General features: G+C 44.0%; 15 protein-coding genes. 3 read left to right on the top strand and 12 right to left on the bottom strand.

Translation table 11 applies throughout. The features are described 5' to 3' along the window. Positions 1–278 precede the first annotated feature (278 nt). Complete coding sequence (gene def, locus LKO28_RS14945; protein WP_227695835.1) at positions 279–866, bottom strand: peptide deformylase; 588 nt, start codon at positions 864–866, stop codon at positions 279–281. 73 nt (positions 867–939) lie between these two features. Between def and LKO28_RS14940 the strand changes: the two genes are divergently transcribed. From LKO28_RS14940 to miaA, 3 genes are all read left to right on the top strand, one after another. Beyond that, positions 940–1716: a hypothetical protein gene (locus LKO28_RS14940; protein ID WP_227695834.1), complete on the top strand. Its 777-nt coding sequence runs from the start codon at positions 940–942 to the stop codon at positions 1714–1716. A 127-nt stretch (positions 1717–1843) separates the two neighbouring features. Then, positions 1844–3016 (top strand): Gfo/Idh/MocA family protein, encoded by a 1173-nt coding sequence (locus tag LKO28_RS14935; RefSeq protein ID WP_227695833.1) that lies wholly within the window; start codon positions 1844–1846, stop codon positions 3014–3016. Next, positions 3013–3918, top strand: coding sequence for a tRNA (adenosine(37)-N6)-dimethylallyltransferase MiaA (miaA, locus tag LKO28_RS14930; RefSeq protein WP_227695832.1), 906 nt, complete (start codon positions 3013–3015; stop codon positions 3916–3918). Before LKO28_RS14935 ends, miaA begins: the two co-directional genes overlap by 4 nt. Before the next feature lie 92 nt (positions 3919–4010). On the opposite strand, the gene LKO28_RS14925 is transcribed toward miaA, so the two are convergent. From LKO28_RS14925 to LKO28_RS14870, 11 genes are all read right to left on the bottom strand, one after another. Then, the gene (locus LKO28_RS14925) at positions 4011–5564 is read right to left on the bottom strand and encodes a ribonuclease E/G (protein WP_227695831.1); all 1554 of its coding nucleotides are present in this window, start codon (positions 5562–5564) and stop codon (positions 4011–4013) included. Between the two features lie 276 nt (positions 5565–5840). After that, on the bottom strand, positions 5841–6674 hold the full coding sequence (locus tag LKO28_RS14915) for a tetratricopeptide repeat protein (protein ID WP_227695830.1): 834 nt from the start codon (positions 6672–6674) through the stop codon (positions 5841–5843). A gap of 11 nt (positions 6675–6685) precedes the next feature. Then, positions 6686–6970 carry an HU family DNA-binding protein gene (locus tag LKO28_RS14910; RefSeq protein ID WP_093364748.1) on the bottom strand — a complete coding sequence of 95 codons (285 nt, stop codon included), beginning with the start codon at positions 6968–6970 and terminating at the stop codon, positions 6686–6688. Between the two features lie 257 nt (positions 6971–7227). Then, the gene (locus LKO28_RS14905) at positions 7228–7686 is read right to left on the bottom strand and encodes a hypothetical protein (protein WP_227695828.1); all 459 of its coding nucleotides are present in this window, start codon (positions 7684–7686) and stop codon (positions 7228–7230) included. A gap of 90 nt (positions 7687–7776) precedes the next feature. Continuing rightward, entirely contained in the window at positions 7777–8910 is a 1134-nt protein-coding gene (locus LKO28_RS14900) for a glycoside hydrolase family 26 protein (protein ID WP_227695826.1), read from the bottom strand. 23 nt (positions 8911–8933) lie between these two features. After that, complete coding sequence (locus tag LKO28_RS14895; RefSeq protein WP_227695825.1) at positions 8934–10151, bottom strand: AGE family epimerase/isomerase; 1218 nt, start codon at positions 10149–10151, stop codon at positions 8934–8936. A gap of 2 nt (positions 10152–10153) precedes the next feature. Then, a complete protein-coding gene (locus tag LKO28_RS14890) occupies positions 10154–11542 on the bottom strand; it encodes an MFS transporter (protein WP_227695823.1) in 1389 nt (462 codons plus the stop codon). A 3-nt stretch (positions 11543–11545) separates the two neighbouring features. Next, entirely contained in the window at positions 11546–12769 is a 1224-nt protein-coding gene (locus LKO28_RS14885; protein ID WP_411028050.1) for a glycosidase, read from the bottom strand. Further along, entirely contained in the window at positions 12762–13799 is a 1038-nt protein-coding gene (locus LKO28_RS14880; RefSeq protein ID WP_227695822.1) for a glycoside hydrolase family 5 protein, read from the bottom strand. The genes LKO28_RS14885 and LKO28_RS14880 overlap by 8 nt, the downstream gene beginning before the upstream one ends. 30 nt (positions 13800–13829) lie before the next feature. Continuing rightward, positions 13830–15194: a glycosyl hydrolase gene (locus tag LKO28_RS14875; RefSeq protein ID WP_227695821.1), complete on the bottom strand. Its 1365-nt coding sequence runs from the start codon at positions 15192–15194 to the stop codon at positions 13830–13832. A gap of 28 nt (positions 15195–15222) precedes the next feature. After that, complete coding sequence (locus LKO28_RS14870; protein WP_227695820.1) at positions 15223–17334, bottom strand: glycan-binding surface protein; 2112 nt, start codon at positions 17332–17334, stop codon at positions 15223–15225. Between the last annotated feature and the right edge of the window lie 2 nt (positions 17335–17336).

Raw genomic sequence — 17336 nt, 5'->3', positions numbered from 1 at the left:
AATGCCCTCCCTCGCGGAGTGGGGCAAAGGTAAAAACTTTAACAATACACTCCAATAGTTTCCCCCTTTTTTAATCCCTGAAAAATACAACTATCTGGAAAACTGATGGATATTTTAAGATGATCACCTTAATGCACGATAAATAGGGGAGTATGCGCCGTTATTATCAGGTGGTATTCGGCTGAGTGGGGAAATTATTTATTGGATTAATCTTTAGAATAAGGTCTTCTACCGTTGAGGGGCGGTATGGTGGCTAAAAAGAAAAGGTAGTCTTCAGACTACCTTTTCTTTTTAAGATTGGGGAATTTCATTTTATAACCTACTTGAACCATTCCTTTGGATATGGTATCTAATTTCCCTTTTAACATGGCTTTTTTGAGTGGGCTTAATTTATCTACAAAAAGCTTACCTTCGATATGATCGTATTCGTGCTGAACGACACGGGCAGCAAGGCCGGTGAGTTCTACTTCGTGCTCTTCAAAATTTTCATCTAGATAATTAATTACCACGTTTGAAGGACGCAGAACCTCCTCGTTAATATCAGGAATGCTTAAGCACCCTTCGTTAAAGCCCCACTTTTCCCCCTTTTCTTCTATGATAATGGGATTAATGAGCACTTTTTTAAAATCTTTTAACGTGGGATCTCCCGCTTCATCTTCATCGTCTTCTGCAAAGGGCGAAGCATCAATTACAAACAAGCGGATAGGTAATCCGACCTGCGGTGCGGCGAGTCCAACGCCACGAGCGGCATACATCGTTTCGAACATATCATTGATCAAGCCCTTTAAATTGGGATAATCTTCATCAATCTCCTCTGCTTTCTTTCTCAATATAGGATCGCCGTACGCGACTATAGGAAGTTTCATCTATTTCTCTATTTTTTCACAAAGGTATCAATAAAAATTTATTCCACTTTAGATTGTATTAACTTTGTATAACATGGATATACCTCAGGCTATCGCGGATTTTATTGCTGATCTGGAGCGGGATCTGACGATGTCTTTTTCGAAACAATACACTGCGGATACTATCCATTTGGACGGGCCTGCGGCGGACAACTTCGCTTTAGTCATCTATCTCGCCCACAATAGGGGGCGAATCCCTATAGATAATAGACGTATTTTCCATATTGATCAGGATCAAATTTTAAAAAATCCGCATAAAATTCTTTCCCGGTTATGTTCGTTATTAGGAAAGGGACAAGTAGTCTATGGACGCCAAACGGTTGTTGCGCGTGTGGATAAAGGTGTAACTATCGCATTTTTAGAAGAAAACCATCTTCAAGTTGCTATTCCAGGAAAATACCGCTATGGACTATTCTATAAAGGAGAGCTTATGTCTATCGCTGTTTTCAGTGGCGGCCGGCACATGCGGGATCAAGCACCGGATTATCGATCTTTCGAACTGGTGCGCTTTTGCCACAAGGCAGGATACCGGGTAGTAGGCGGATTGTCTAAACTTCTTAAAGCATTCATAAAAGATTTTCAGCCGCATGATATTATGACTTATGTGGATAGGGATTGGGCGCAGGATTCTAACCTCCGCACACTGGGTTTTGAACAACGGGAATATACAGCTCCGCAGCATTTTTGGGTGGTTGGCCAGGAACGGTATTATATAGCAAACTCCGAAACTCTCCTTAAACTCAAAGAGACTTATCCAGCAGGGTATTTCTCCATCAATAATGGAAGCACAAAATTAGTGCTCAAATTATAATCCATACAGATTTTTTAAGGATCTAAAACGGCGGCGGAAGAGGAAAAAACAAAAATAAACAGCCTAAAAATAGTTTGGGTTGTGTATATTTAACACTTAGAAGTTAACTAAACGTAAATAATTGAATATGAAACGTAAACTACGTATGGGGATGGTAGGTGGCGGTAAGGATGCTTTCATTGGCGCCGTACACCGAATTGCAGCCTTTATGGATGGAAAAATAGAATTAGTTTGTGGCGCCTTCAGTATTGATCCGGAAATTTCTCGTCAATCTGCGGAAGAGTTGTTTGTAGCGTCTGATCGCCTATATGCTAACTACGAAGAGATGATCCTACGGGAATCACAACTCCCGGAAGGAGAACGCATGGATTTTCTGACCGTAGTAACGCCTAATTTTCTGCATTTTGCTCCGGCAAAAATGGCTTTAGAGCATGGTTTTGATGTGGTTATTGAAAAGCCTATGACGGTTACGCTTGATGAGGCAAAAGAATTGAAAGCGGTGGTAGAAAAAACAGGAAGAACGCTGTGCCTTACGCATACTTATTCTGGATATCCGATGGTAAAACAAGCTAAAGCGATGGTCAATGAAGGGCACTTTGGAAAAATCCGGAAGATTGTGGTAGAGTATCCGCAAGGTTGGTTAAGCCGTTTATCGGAACGAGAAGGAAATGCCGGGGCGGCTTGGCGTGCTGACCCGAAAAAATCAGGGCTATCACTGGTCATGGGCGATATCGGAACACATGCTGCTCATTTGGCAGAATATGTTTCTGGGCTAAAAATCACCGAACTGTGTGCCGACTTAAGCACGTTGGTAGAGGGCCGGGTATTAGACGATGATGGATCCGTATTGCTCCGTTTTGACAACGGTGCGAAAGGTGTTCTCATGGCGTCCCAGATTTCTGCTGGTGAGGAAAATGCGGTAAGAATCCGTATTTATGGGGAAAAAGGCGGTCTAGAATGGGCGAATGAGGATCCCAACAACCTCATCATTAAAATGCTAGACCAACCTAGACAACTATACCGAACGGGAAATGCATACGCGGCCCCGTTTACGTTAAGCTCTTTTACTACGCACAATACGCGTATACCGGCCGGGCACCCTGAGGGTCTGCTTGAAGCATTTGCGAACATTTATCGAAACTTCGCGGCGACGACTAGTGCACGACGAGAGGGGAGAACGCCTTCTCTGGAAGAGCTGGATTTCCCAACAGTAGACGATGGTGTACGGGGAATGGCCTTCGTTCAAAATGTAGTAGCCAGCAATGCCAGCAATGAAAAATGGACTAGATTTGAAGTGTGAGTAATACTGCGTACGTAAACGAAATCTTACTTCAGGCGAAAGAAAAACTTTCGCCTGATTTTTTAATTATCCTGCTCGGCCCCACGGCGTCAGGCAAGACGGGTCTTGCGGTGGACTTAGCGACAAGGATAGATGGTGAAATAATTTCAGCCGATTCCCGTCAGGTATATAAAAAAATGGATATCGGGACAGGGAAGGATTTAAGGGAATATCGAGACCTTCCATACCATCTTATCAACATCAAGGAACCTGGAGAAAAATACAATGTTGACCTTTTTCGATCGGATTTCTTTGACGTCTATGACCAAATAGTAACCCAGCGAAAACAGACTATACTTTGTGGAGGCACGGGTTCTTATATACAGTCTGTTTTGCAAGAGCGTCCGTATACGCAGATACCAAAAGATAGCCATCTTCAGAACGCCTTATCGTTATTAGGAATAGATGAACTTCGCTCTCGGATTCATGAAATTGGCATCCCTGAGGACCTAAAGGTAGATTTTGACAACCATAAGCGATTAGTGCGCGCGTTGGAAATTCTGTTGTATTTACAACGCAACCCACAGCCGACAAAGCGACAGCGTATTATCAACAATTACCGCGTATTCGGACTCTGCCCACCACTGGAACAGCGACGAGAATTGATTACGCAGCGACTCCATAAGCGCTTAGAGGAAGGGCTTATTGATGAAGTAAGTGGTTTGATCGAGAACGGCATGGATCCAGAAGATTTAATTTACTATGGCCTGGAATATAAATATACCACGTTGTATTTACAGGGGATACTATCTTATGGGGAATTTTTTGACAAATTGAACACAGAGATACATCGCTATGCGAAAAGACAAATGACGTATTTCCGAAAAATGGAAAAAGACGGCATTAAGATCCATTGGTTATAATAGCTAATCGATGCCCCCACAAACGAGCGTAATCTCGGAAAATTGAAAAAGGACGATTTTAGCAAAAATCGTCCTTTTTAAGCTCTTTTCGACTATAATTTAATTTCTTCTTCTTTTGCATTGAAGAATTTAAATTGTGTCAAATGATAAGATGATACGATATTTAGTTTAATCCATTTACCGTATTTAAAAAACCATTTGAGTCTAATGGAGAACAAACCCGACTTAATGTAGGCGCCTATGTAGGGATGTACACTGAGTGTTATCCCTTTTTCGTTCTGTTCTTCTAAGATGTAACTCAAATTACTTTCGATATCGTCTAGCAATACGATGCTTGAACGAATCTCACCCGTTCCTCCACATGCGGGACATTTTTCATTTGTCACGATGCTCATTTCGGGTCTAACCCGTTGTCGGGTGATTTGTACGAGTCCAAATTTACTTGGTGGAAGAATGGTGTGCTTGGCGCGATCGCTTGCCATGCATTCTTTCAAAAAACCGTACAATTCTTTGCGATTAGCAGGTTTGTGCATATCGATAAAATCAATAACCACAATGCCCCCCATATCACGTAATCGCAATTGCCTTGCGATTTCTTTCGCTGCTTCTTTGTTTACGAGCAACGCATTTTCTTCTTGATTTTCTTTACTAGCAATTCGGTTACCGCTATTGACATCTACAACATGGAGTGCTTCTGTATGTTCAATGACTAGGTAAGCACCTCCTTGCAGGTTAACCGTTTTACCGAAAGACGCCTTAATCTGTTTTTCGACGCCGAAATGATCGAAAATAGGCTCTTTATGTCTATAAAGCCGCACTATTTTTTCCAGATCGGGAGAAATTTCCTGCACGTATGATTTTACTTCATCATACAATGCGTCGTCGTTGACATGGATATGTGTGAACTCATCCGTTAATATATCCCGTAAAATGGTAGAAGCTCTATCCATTTCGCCCAATACCTTATGGGCAGGCTCCACACTTTTAAGGCGTTTGGTAAACAGTTCCCATTTCGAGATTAAATCTAAAAGGTCCTTCTCTAATTCGTCGACACCTTTTCCTTCCGAAACTGTGCGGATGATAACTCCGAAATTTGGTGGTTTGATACTCTCCACTATTTTCTTCAGTCTATTCCGCTCAGCACTTCCTTTAATTCTCTTGGATATGGAAACCGCGCTCGAAAATGGAACCAATACGACGAATCTACCCGCAATAGACAGGTCCGAACTTAATCGAGGTCCTTTCGTTGAGATAGGTTCTTTGGCAATCTGTACTGGTAATAACAGGTTTCGGCTCAATATATCCGAAATTTTCCCTGCTTTATCAATGTCCTTTTCAAGCTTCAAACTATTGAGCAGCTTCTCTTGATAGCTGCCATTCTTTACTATTCGTGTTAGCTTGAGCAAAGACTGAACCTGAGGTCCTAAATCTAAATAATGTAAGAACGCATCTTTTTCGTAGCCTACATCTACGAAAGCGGCATTGAGGCCAGGCATTATCTTTTTGATACGCCCTAAGTAAATATCACCTACGGCGAAATTATTATCGGCCTGTTCTCTGTTCAGCTCAACAAGCTGTTTGTCCTGTAGTAAAGCAATAGTCACCCCCTTGTCGGGAGTTGAATCGATAATTAATTCCTTTACCAACAGCTACTCATTTAGGGCTATTATACAGATCGTATATAGCCTGATGAAACATAAAAACGCATTAATGAAAAAATACAATCTGTAGTTTTAGGATTAAAACTACAGATTGTATGACGCCTAATAGGCTGAGAGGTCTAATGACCCACAAGCTTATTTTTTCTTGTGTCTGTTTTTTCTTAAACGTTTTTTACGCTTGTGCGTAGCCATTTTGTGTCTTTTTCTTTTTTTTCCGCTTGGCATAGCTTTAATGTTTTTAATGATAAATTAATATGTGAATTACTTGCTTAGTTCTTCGACACGTCTGTCTATGAACTGAGATAAGGTTGGATCCGCCGCCATCTCTTTGCTTTTCTGAAAAGCAGCGATAGCTTCGTTCTTCAATCCAATGTTTTCATAGCCCGTTGCTAGATAAAAGTACGATTCTGCATCGGGACTTAATTCGACAACTGTCTTGAATCGCTCAATAGCTTTGTCGAACTGTCGAGACTGCAAAGAAAACAGCCCCAGGGTTTTATTTGCAGGAATGTTTTTAGGATCCTTCGCAACGACCTCTTGCAACAAGGCGATCCCAGCCATGGGATTGCCACCTCCTGTTACCATAGCCGCCCCTAATCCGGTTTTTGCATCTAGACTGTTTTCGTCCAGCGCTGTTGCTTTTTCATACGCCTGAATAGCTAGTCTGTTAAGCTCCGCCGACATCGCCGTATCTTGCAGATTGGTGTATGCTGCCCGATAGGTGTCGCCCGCTTTCAGCCAATATTCAAATTTAGGAGAAATTTCTGCCATTTCCTCATAGATAAATCCTTGAGGAGCGAACTTAGCCAGGTCGTCCCACTTTTGCGCCAGCTCTTCTAGGATTGCAAGTCTTTCTTCACCACTGGCTAGTGCTGCTTTTTCTTCCAGCACAGTAATTTCCTGCGCTATATTAGCATTTATAGACTGCTTGGTAATGTCTGACACGGTCTGAAGGTTAAAAGCGGAGGAAGTTCCTGCATCCGCCGTATCATTAGCACCTGTATTTTGATCTACCAAACCCTTGATAGGACGTGCAAGCAACCCTCCCATTAAGACGACTACAATAACGATCACTACTATTTGTTTGGTATTCATTTCAGTGTGTTTTACTTGTTCCCCTGTTTAACTTTCTCTACAAAAACTTTTGCGGGTTTGAAGCTTGGCACATAGTGTGCCGGAATGATAATTGCTGTGTTTTTTGAAATATTACGAGCTGTTTTCTCTGCTCTTTTCTTCACAACAAAACTTCCGAAACCTCTAACGTACACATTCTCTCCGCTAATCATTGCGTTTTTCACCACCTTAAAAAACGCTTCTACTGTTTCTTGAACATCTACTTTCTCTAAGCCTGTTTTATTAGAGATTTCCGCAATAATTTCTGCTTTAGTCATATCTGTTTTTACTGTAATTATTTATTTCTCAACCCTTAACGCAACAGCTGTTTGGGGATGCAAAAGTATCTTTTTTTTATGATGATTAAAAATTTATTTTGTTTTTTTACGAAACTTCATCGCTACGAAAACTTTTCTGTATCAACTATTTATACAGTTTTAGAACAGAAAGATGTCTAAACATCAATTATTCTGCCTGTTTTCATCATCCTAACAGTGCGTATTTTGGTTACAGTATATCCAGATATGCTCATTTATCAATAGAAATTGAACGGTATGTTTAAAGTGATCGACCCGGTTAATCCTTTTAAGGCTTTAAAATTGTTCTTGGTATCCATATCAAATCCGTAGCCTATACCGAGGTCTACGAGCGAGAGGATACTTATCCCCGCCTTAGGTGTAATGGTATACGGAGTGACTTCTGCTTGTAGAAACGGAAAAATTAAACTGTTTCGCAGATAATATGTGATCCCGAGTTCCGGTATAACCGTCGTTTTGTTTTGCATCCACGTGAGGTTAGCTCCGGCGTTAAACTTTATATATTGATCATCATTGGGCGCGAACAATCCCCATCCCGATAATTTCACAAAGTTCCCGCTTTGGTATTGCCATCCTGCAGATGCTCCCAAAATCCAGCCGGGCTTTTGTGGAGTTTGTGCTTGTAGGACTCCTATCCAACAATAACAGATGACGATCAGTCCATATAATTTCTTCATATCTCCCAATTTCCAATTAAAAATAGCGTTTTTTTCTATCTAAAAAAACAACTACATTTTACATTGGTTAAAATGAAAGAGAGATACGGTTTACAAATCGTTGTTCATCAAAACGTCTTCCTTTTTTGTAAAGTTCTCAAAATCGAAGGCGGCAGCGTGTCCTGTAAAGGGTAAATAATAATGTTCACGTTTGTCTACTTCATATGCATTTCTCCAAAATAAAACCCAAGCTAAAGTTTTGCTCTTTATTAAAGGATAGATCGTTTGGGTAAAATAGGTAGTGTCTATAACCCCTTCTAAACCCGTTTCACCAATAGCCGCGATCTTTCTCGTTTTTTCCGCCACGGAAGTAACAATATCAATATTTACTTCCATTTGCCTTTTGTATGTCTTTAGATCATCACTAATGGATTCTTTTCGCTGAACATAGCAATCGAAGGCCACCATATCTACAACATCATCTCCCGGATAACGTTCCATAAACTCCGCTTCGCTTTTGACCGCAGCTGGCGAATAACAAAAAAGTAAATGATGTATGTGCTTTGTTTCACGGAGATACGCCACCGTCATCCGCCATAATGCCTTATATTCTTCGGCGGTGCATTGATCTGCTCCCCACCAGAACCAGGAGCCGGTGTGTTCATGATAGGGACGGAAAACCACCGGAATAAACGCTCCATTCTCATCTTTTAGCTGAAGAAAGAAGTCTCCTATACGACTCAGCCAGCCCAAATAAGCGTGATGATGTACACCGCCTGGCAATATCGTGCGAACAATAGTGTCTTGCTGATTATCCCATGCGTTGTGCTGCGTTGCTATGTTGTTGGTATGCCAACTGATTGTTGTAATACCTCCGCGACGTGCAGTTTCCTTTATATATTTTTGCATCCTTGTAAAGCATACCGAATCGAGGTTATGCATTTTACCCAATTCTAAATCACCAATCTCCCAACCAACCACCGCGGGATAGTCCCCCGTTACATCCTTTACATCGCTTCGGCCATCTTCATTGTACCACAGGTGACCATATGCGAGATCATCCTGATGACCAACCATGGTGCCTCTTGAGGCTATATCCCAAATCCGCTCATATAATCGCTTAGTTTCCTCCGTTGCAAGTGTATCTGATGGTAAAACGGTAACCCCATCTGAAAAAGTGCTCTTACACGCTTCCCCGATGATCCCCATACTGATTATAATAAGTAGTAAACCTAATTTATCCATCTTTCGGTTACAGTTTTCAAATGCTACTCCTTTTCAAAATTTTCGATTAACTCCAAACACATCCGCCCATTGTGGTAAGGACACTTCCAAAAGCCAGCTTTGTCATCGGATTTGTTAATGGATCCATCTTCCAAACGACTCCAATACCATTCTCCATGTTCGACATCCACTAATTGATGCTGTATATATGACCAAAGTCGGGCTGCCTTCTCCCCGAAGCCCTGTTGGGGACACAGCCGCTCTAAATAGCTGAAGCCTACGACAGCTTCCGCCTGTACCCACCAGTGACGTTCTTCGTCGATACGACTGTTGTGTCGCTCATAGGCGAGGCTGCCATCCGCCAACAGCCCTTCACAGGTAGCTTCGGCCAAAGCGATGGAAATCGGACGGCATCGTTCAATGAGCGCGTTGTCGTCAAGTACGTATGCAGCTTCCTGCAATAACCAAGCGGCTTCAATATCATGGCCGAAAGAAACAACGTTACTTGTTTTTCGCCAATTTTTATCGAAAAAGAGCCCCAGATGACCGCTCGGGTTGTATATCTTGGTGATAAAGGTGTCCACCAGCATTTTTAAAGCTCGCGCAACCCGAGGTACCGGATGGACGCGCATGAGGTTGCTGTATGCTTCCATAATATGCAAATGAGTATTCATTGTCTTCTCCACATTCTGGTCTTTTTCACTGAGCCGCATGTCCGACAAGGGCATCCAATCTTCAGCAAATGCTTCTACATACCCTCCCAAATTACGATCTGCACCTTTTTCTATTTGCGTGAAAAGTTCCATCGCTAATGTAAGCGCTTCCGCTTCTTCCGTAATCCGATAATATTCGGTTATGGCATACAGTGCAAAAGCCTGTGCATACAGCTGCTTCTTTCGGTCTGCCGGACGTCCACGATAATTCACCGTCCAATATACACCGCCATTTACCGTATCCATAAAGAAGTCTCTCCCGTATCGGTATGCTCGCTCCGCAATGTGCCGATACATTTTGTTCCCCAAAACGCGATAGGCTGCCGCATATGTCCACAGGACACGAAAGGTCATTACCGCGCCTTTATCTGCGGTAGGGTGGATCCGGTTCGACATATCCATTTTTCCAAAAAACCCACCGTGCTCTTCATCGACCATCTTGTCTTTCCAAAAAGAGAGTATATTATTTTCTAATTCCGCTCTAAATCCTTTCATGCTTATTATTTCTCTTTCTTTGTCTGCACGTAATAGGCCTTTCCGTGTTGTCATTATTATTCTCCTTTTTGCAATTCGTCGGAAATTTGAAGCATTTTCTTTTCGTTTAGCGGATAAAAGCTAATGAAAGCGACGGATAAAGCGGCCGCGATGGCAGGGAACAAACTAAGAAACATCCGTATACCCTTCAAGGTTTCGGTGGATTGTAAGGTGTTTGCTTGAAAGCCGAAGTAACCTAATAGCCAGCCGGTCAAAGCGGTCCCTAAGGCCCAGCCAAGCTTTTGGCTCATCGAAGACGAGCTAAAAATCAGACCTGTGGCTCTGTTACCGGTAACATACGTTGAATAGTCTCCGCAATCGGCATACATGGACCAAAGAAGGGGAAAGACGGTGCCCGCACAGATGCTGATCACCACCTGTAAGCCAAAAATGCCCCATAGGTCTTGGCTTTCCAGCCCAAAAAAAGCTACACTGCCCAGCGTCGCGACGCCCATTGCTAAAACGAATGTCGCTTTCTTCCCAATCTTGTTGCTCAACGGTGCCGCTGCGATAACGCCGATAATATTCGCTATTTGTCCTACAGCAAGATACAACCCGCTCAGTACAAAAGGTATACGAAATAGGTAAATATTGCCAAACATCTCTTCCTGAACGTAATATTTAAAGTAATATAACGCCGCTCCATCCCTCACGGAGTTAAACAACAAAGTCATGATGCTGGCCCCGAGCAATATCCACCATGGGCCATTATGCCAGAGATCCCGAATATCTTCCTTAAGGGTAGATCGCTGTTCCTGTGTAGGAGTGACGCGCTCGCGTGTCCAAGAAAAACACAACAAAAACAAGATGACGCTACATATTGCAATGACCAATGCAGCCCACGTCCATCCTTGTTGCTGATTGGTAAGTGTTTGGCTCCCGCCGCTGAAGTAGTGAACTAAGGGACTGAATAGTAATAGGGTCACAAAGCTCCCCAAATAAGCAAAAGTCATTCGATACGTGGCTAGCACGTTGCGTACTTTGGGAGAAGAACTCATTACGCCTAATAAAGATGCATAGGGGACATTAATAGCCGAATATACCATCATCATAATCGAATAGGTCAGGTACGCATACACCATCTTGCCTGTGTGTCCGAATGAGGGTGTATAAAAAGTCAAGACGCCCATTACACCAAAGGGTATTGCCATATACAAAATAAAGGGCCGGAATTTACCCCATCGCGTATGGATACGATCCGCAAAAACACCCACTACGGGATCAAACAAGGAATCCCACACCCGGGTAATCAAAAACATGGTGCCCACAGCCTTCGCTTCTATTCCGAAAATATCGGTATAGAAAAACATCAGGTACATGCTGAACAACTTCCAATACATAGAAGAGGCGGCATCGCCTAAGCCGTAGCCAATTTTTTCTTTTAAGTTGATCCGATTGCTCTCCATATTTTAGGGATGGGCTTTTAGTTGCTGATTCTTATTGATCAGATCCATTAGTGTTTGTACGGAGGTGGTCGAACGGTAACCATCCGCTGCTGTGTGTAAACAATAATCCAACAACCTGTCTATGCTGGATACCGCTACATGCATACGGGTATCGCTCGAAGCGTAATAAATATACACTTTTCCGTCTGCATCTGCTATCCAGCCATTAGAAAAAAGTACATTAGACACATCTCCTATCCGTTCATCGTCTTGGGGCGCCATCAAATATCCGGCCGGCTCAGCGATTATTTTATCAGGTTGATTTAAGTCGGTTAGATACAGATATAGGACGTATCGCAGGCCAGCTGCACAATTACGGACACCGTGCGCTAGATGTAGCCATCCTTTTGGTGTTTTGAGCGGAGGGGGGCCTTCTCCATTTTTCAGTTCTTTTATGGTATGGTAAAACCGGTGGTTCAAAATGCGTTCTTCGGTGATAATTGCGTGTTCCATACTGTCTACCAATGCCCAGCCTATTCCTCCACCGCTTCCAGCATCAATAAAGCCATCCTGCGGACGTGTATACAAGGCATACTTTCCATTAACAAAGGAAGGATGAAGCACCACATTTCGTTGCTGGCTTTTGGATATTAGATCCGGTAACCGCTCCCAGTTAGTGAGGTCTTTGCTGCGGACAATGCCTGCCGAAGCCACCGCTGCGGAAAGATCTCCTACTGCAGCTGTTGGATCTTTCCGTTCGGTACAAAACAATCCGTAGATCCAACCGTCTTCATGGGCCGTGAGGCGCATATCATATACGTTAACATCTGGATCGTCTAATTCTGGGATCGTGACGGGATGATTCCGGAAAACAAAATTATCGACGCCGGTTGGACTCTCGGCGATCGCAAAAAAAGACTTCCGATCACTCCCCTCTACCCTTACAACAAGCACATATTTGTCTTCGAATCGGATGGCTCCGGCATTGAATGTGGCATTGATACCAAATCTTTCCATAAAAAAGGGATTGGTTTCTCGCGAGAGGTCATAGCGCCAAAAAAGCGGCGTATGTGCTGCCGTGAGCACCGGATAACGGTAACGTTCAAAAATTCCATTACCTTGTAAAATCGGGATGTTTTCCCGCCTGATCAATTGTTCGTGTGCTGCACCCATAGCTGCAACGCGTTTAGCAAATAAGTCGTTCATTCTATCCTCTATAAAATCATCAGGTTGTGGTTTATTATTCATTATGAGTATGTTCGGTTTTATTTCTCTTGTTTAGTTCGTTTCGGACTGTCTTTCCCCATTCTTTCAAATCCTCATCAGCCCAGACTGCCCGCGGTGCTTCCGGATCGCGAATCATAGAGCAGGTTTCATTTTTATCCGCAATGGACCAAGCGACCCAACTTATGTTCCTGTCAGCCATCCACGAAACCCAACTTTGCCATTCTTCGTGATTGACCGGCCCATCGCCGGTAGCTTCCATTCCTGCGCATTCGGATATGAAGACCGGAATACCTTTAGCCATTGCTTTGTCGGTACGGTCTCGCAGATCTTGCTTATGGGTGGCCGCATAGAAATGAACCGTATACATGATGTTATCATAGCCCTGTATCGGATCTTCGGCTACAAGATGAATATCTTGATCCCAGTGCGGACATCCCACTAAGATGATCGCTGTGCTATTGATCATTCTAATTTCCGCAATGATTTCTTCCGCATAGTGCTTAACCTCTGCCCAACTATCCTCTACTGGCTCATTGTATATCTCATATATCACATTTGGGTATTCCTGGTATTTCGTGGCAATTGTTTTGAAGAAATCCTTTGCTTCATCGGTGTGAATTTCATGGCTATGCCAATCTACGATAACATAAATTCCCTCCGCGATGGCCGCATCTACAACCTGATATAGGCACTCGAGTGCAAATGCTGGATTGTCAAGGTAAGACCCGTCTGGCCCCACACCAATCGCTGCCCGGATAACAGATATATCCCAGTCTTGTGCGAGCCATCCGACGGTTTCTTTATGATAAAAGCGCGGCCACCAGTTATGCCAGCCCAAGCTCACACCCCGTAACACAAGTGGTTGGCCATGCTGGTTGTGCAGGGCTACCCCTTGCACAGTTAGCTGTCCATGTCGTTCTACGACGGTCATCGGGGCTTCGTCGCGTTCCGAGATGGTGTTCGATGTTCCTGCGGAACAGCCACTGACAAGAAGCCAGACGCCCGCACTCCAAAATAATGCCTTTACGGCTTTAAACAAATAGCTCTTCATACATTTTATTTTAATGAGACGAAGCCTTTCTTAACGCAGGTCCGGCATCTCGTCTCGGGTAATCGTCCGTTCATCTGCCAATAGGCGTCCCCAGTAATCGATATCGGCATGTATATGTTCCTTTTTATCAAACTCCAATCCGGATAGGCTTTTGGTTCGGTCATAATCATACCAAGGCATCGCCCACGACCATTTCGCTCCGCTATTCCACTGCGTGGGCAAGTCCGCCACTTCCCCAAACTCGCTTAGCGTCAGCATTTTGGCCGGATACTCCTTTTGCAACGATGCATACAATGCGGCGATTTCGTTTGCATTTTGCTTATCATAGAGGTCGCATCCGATCATATCCACATAATCATCTCCCGGGTACCACATTGTATCACCACCCTGACTTGTCCAAATCCAAATCAGGTTATTTAACCCTTTTTCTTGGAAGATTTCAAACATCATTATCCACAATTTTCGGTAGTCTTCAGCCGTTTTAGCCCCCCACCAAAACCATTTCCCGGAGGCTTCGTGTAGTGGCCGCCACAAAACGGGAATGTGCTTCTCTTGCAGAAGAATAAGATGATCCGCCATCCGTTCTAAGTCTGCGGTAGCCACCGTGTTTTCGTAGGTTCCGCTAATGACCGCCTTGGAGACATCAAAACGGGTATCTTGGGTATAGAAATGATAATCGGTACTTCCTTCGTCTGCTGGTACGTTCCAATGCCAAGAAGCCGCAACCAGCCCTTTATTATTCCACCAATCTTCTACTACCTGTGTGTTTTCGTAGTTGATCCAGTCGGCGGGAGAAGCGTGCAAATGGAGGTAATCAAAACAATTTAATGCCGGATATTTTCCGGTATGTCGATATACCCATTCGGCTTCGTGGCTGTTCCAGCTGACGTTGGTCATAGTACCCGATATCATTTTAGTTCCATATTGCTCACGCAAAAAGTCGTATACCTTTGTGGCTTGCACGCTGGCATTTCGGGTTACTAAAGCCATACCGATAGCTGGATCCTGAACGTCAGCCGTGGTGAATGACAATTGTATTTCCGCTGCAAACACCCCGCTAGGACCTTTTATGGTCTGCGCGGGGATGTTTAGTGTGTAACGGGTTTCGCCTTCTAAGTGAACCGTTATTTTCAGCTCTTTGAAAGCTGCAGACACTTGTCCAACGGGCTGCCCGTTGAGTTCTATCCTGCGTTGTTGGTCCAGTACGATGTTCTGGTCAAAACTCAGGACAATGTTATTCTCTCCGATAGGCACGCCATCAGCGCCATCCTTCACAGAGGAAGAAAGCAAAAGTGGCTGAGGAGCATCCGTTAACTCATTGTTTGGATTGCCCTTAGAACAGCTAAACCATAAGAAAACAATACACAGCCATAAAGCGCGCCGTTTATTTTTCATAAATAATCAATCGTCCTTTGTAAGAATTCTATTTTATTTTCTCAAACCGAATATTGTCTATCGCGATATTCAACATCCCGGCGGCACCATTTGTCGCCATTCCAAAATCCTGATCGATATTCTGCACGTTTGGAAGTTGGCCACTACCTGTTCCATTGTCATCTCTAAATTCTGTTAACGGAATCGTGACAGTATACCAGCCTCCTTCGTTAGCTAGCGGCGGAATAATCGCCCAGAAATCGCCATCTGCACCATTCAATCGGAATTTTAACGCTTGGGTCGTGCCGCCTAATACATTCACATCCATTCTAATCGCCCATTCTGCCACGGTTACACCATCTGTTTTGAAATTGTCGCGTCCATTCCGCCAAAAGAAATCATCCCATCCGCCGGCCAATTGTTTGTTTACCCGGAAATAATTACCACTAATAGACAAGTTCGACGCGCTTTCCACTTGGCCATGCGTTCCCCACCAGCTTCCTTTTGAGTCAAAATCGAAGAACACGTAGCTAGGGTCAACGACCGGATCGACTCCTGAAATGGTGAATGTCGGTGATTCTACTTCCTTCCCGTCGAATGTAATAAGCTTCAATTTAACTTTGCCTTTTGCGGCATTTTGTGGAATGTACACCTCTATCAGACTCTCGTTGCGCATTCCGTATTGGGTCCCTTTTACATTGTCCTGAAAATAGACGCTCTCTACCAAATGTAGTTTCGTACCTTCAATTCGAATCAAGTCGCCCGGCTTAGCCGATGCTGGGATTTTGGTGATAATGGGTATGTTCGGCGACGTTACAGTCAACGACATCGACGACTCCACCGCTGCTCCATTCGCCATTACTAAGGTAATTACACCGGACTCTGCCGACATCGGCACCTGTACACGCAACGTGGTGGCAGACGTCGCCTGTATATCATCTACAACATGCCCTCCGCCAAATATCACCTGTCGTACCAAATCGAGATGTGTCCCCGTGATGGTCAATTCATTCCCTGCCATCAAATTCGTTGGGTTTAAGCTACTGACCGTTGGTTGCACCAATGTCAGCGTAGCCGTTGCTGTCTTGCCCGAATGCGTACTTAGAACAAGTTCACCATCTTTCGCAGACAGGGGAACGCTAACCTCAAGCTTTGTGGCAGATTGCGCCACAATTTCTCCTTCAGCATCACCGAAAAAGATGACGGAAGTAACTAAATCTAAATTTCCTCCCGTTATGACCAATTTTGCACCACTCTTTACGGGGTTAGGTGCTATGCTTTCAATCTCCGGAGCTAACAAGCCTAACTCGTCCGAAAGGATTTCAAGACCGGAATACGATAACAGCTTGACCAGACCCTCTTTTGCTTCATGCGGCACATCCACCTTGATTTCTGTATAAGATTCATTAACGGTAAACTCGGCCACCGTGATATTCTCTGAAAAAAGGATAGATTGAACCAACTGAAAATCAGTCCCCGTAATCAGCAGTCCTTTTCCCGGCTTTACAGGGTTAGGCGCGATAGATTTCACGGTAGGCACTACCACACCTACCTCTTCTTCTCCGTAAACTAAGATAGGCACCTCCGCTCCGTTAGAGACACTGATTAAACCGGTCTGCGCCTCACGAGGAACGGAAACTTCAATCTTATACCGCGACTGGCTAATGAAATCTACACTATCCACCGCCACATCTTTCGCAAATATAACCTGGGCGATCAGGTTTAGATAATCCCCTTCAATGACCAATATGTCACCGGCCTTCACTTGCATAGGCGCTATCTTGTCTATCACAATAGGCTCCGAATAGGTTAGTGGTGTTTTTGTCCTTATTTCGCCTCCTTCATACTTTAGGACGAGATGTCCGGACGGTGCTTCTTGTGGTATGGTTATCTTGATCTCACCGGAATTGACCACGGTTATATCCGTAATCTCCGTGCCATCAGCCAATACCACGGCCTTCACTTTATCCATTCCGTTTCCGATAAACCGAATGTCGCTGCCGCGCAAGGCCGGCGAGGGCCCAAAGACCTCAAGTTGTACGGTATCTTCCCCTTCCGTTTGTTCTTCTTTTTCGCAGGAGGTGAAGAATAGCCCCCCCATCAGCAAGCAGACGAGCCACAGCGCCAATCGGTGTTTTTTTATTTTAAAGACTGTCATCATCG

The organism is Sphingobacterium sp. FBM7-1, from assembly GCF_020687765.1.
Classification (GTDB): domain Bacteria; phylum Bacteroidota; class Bacteroidia; order Sphingobacteriales; family Sphingobacteriaceae; genus Sphingobacterium.
This window is presented reverse-complemented; position numbering and strand designations above follow the sequence as displayed.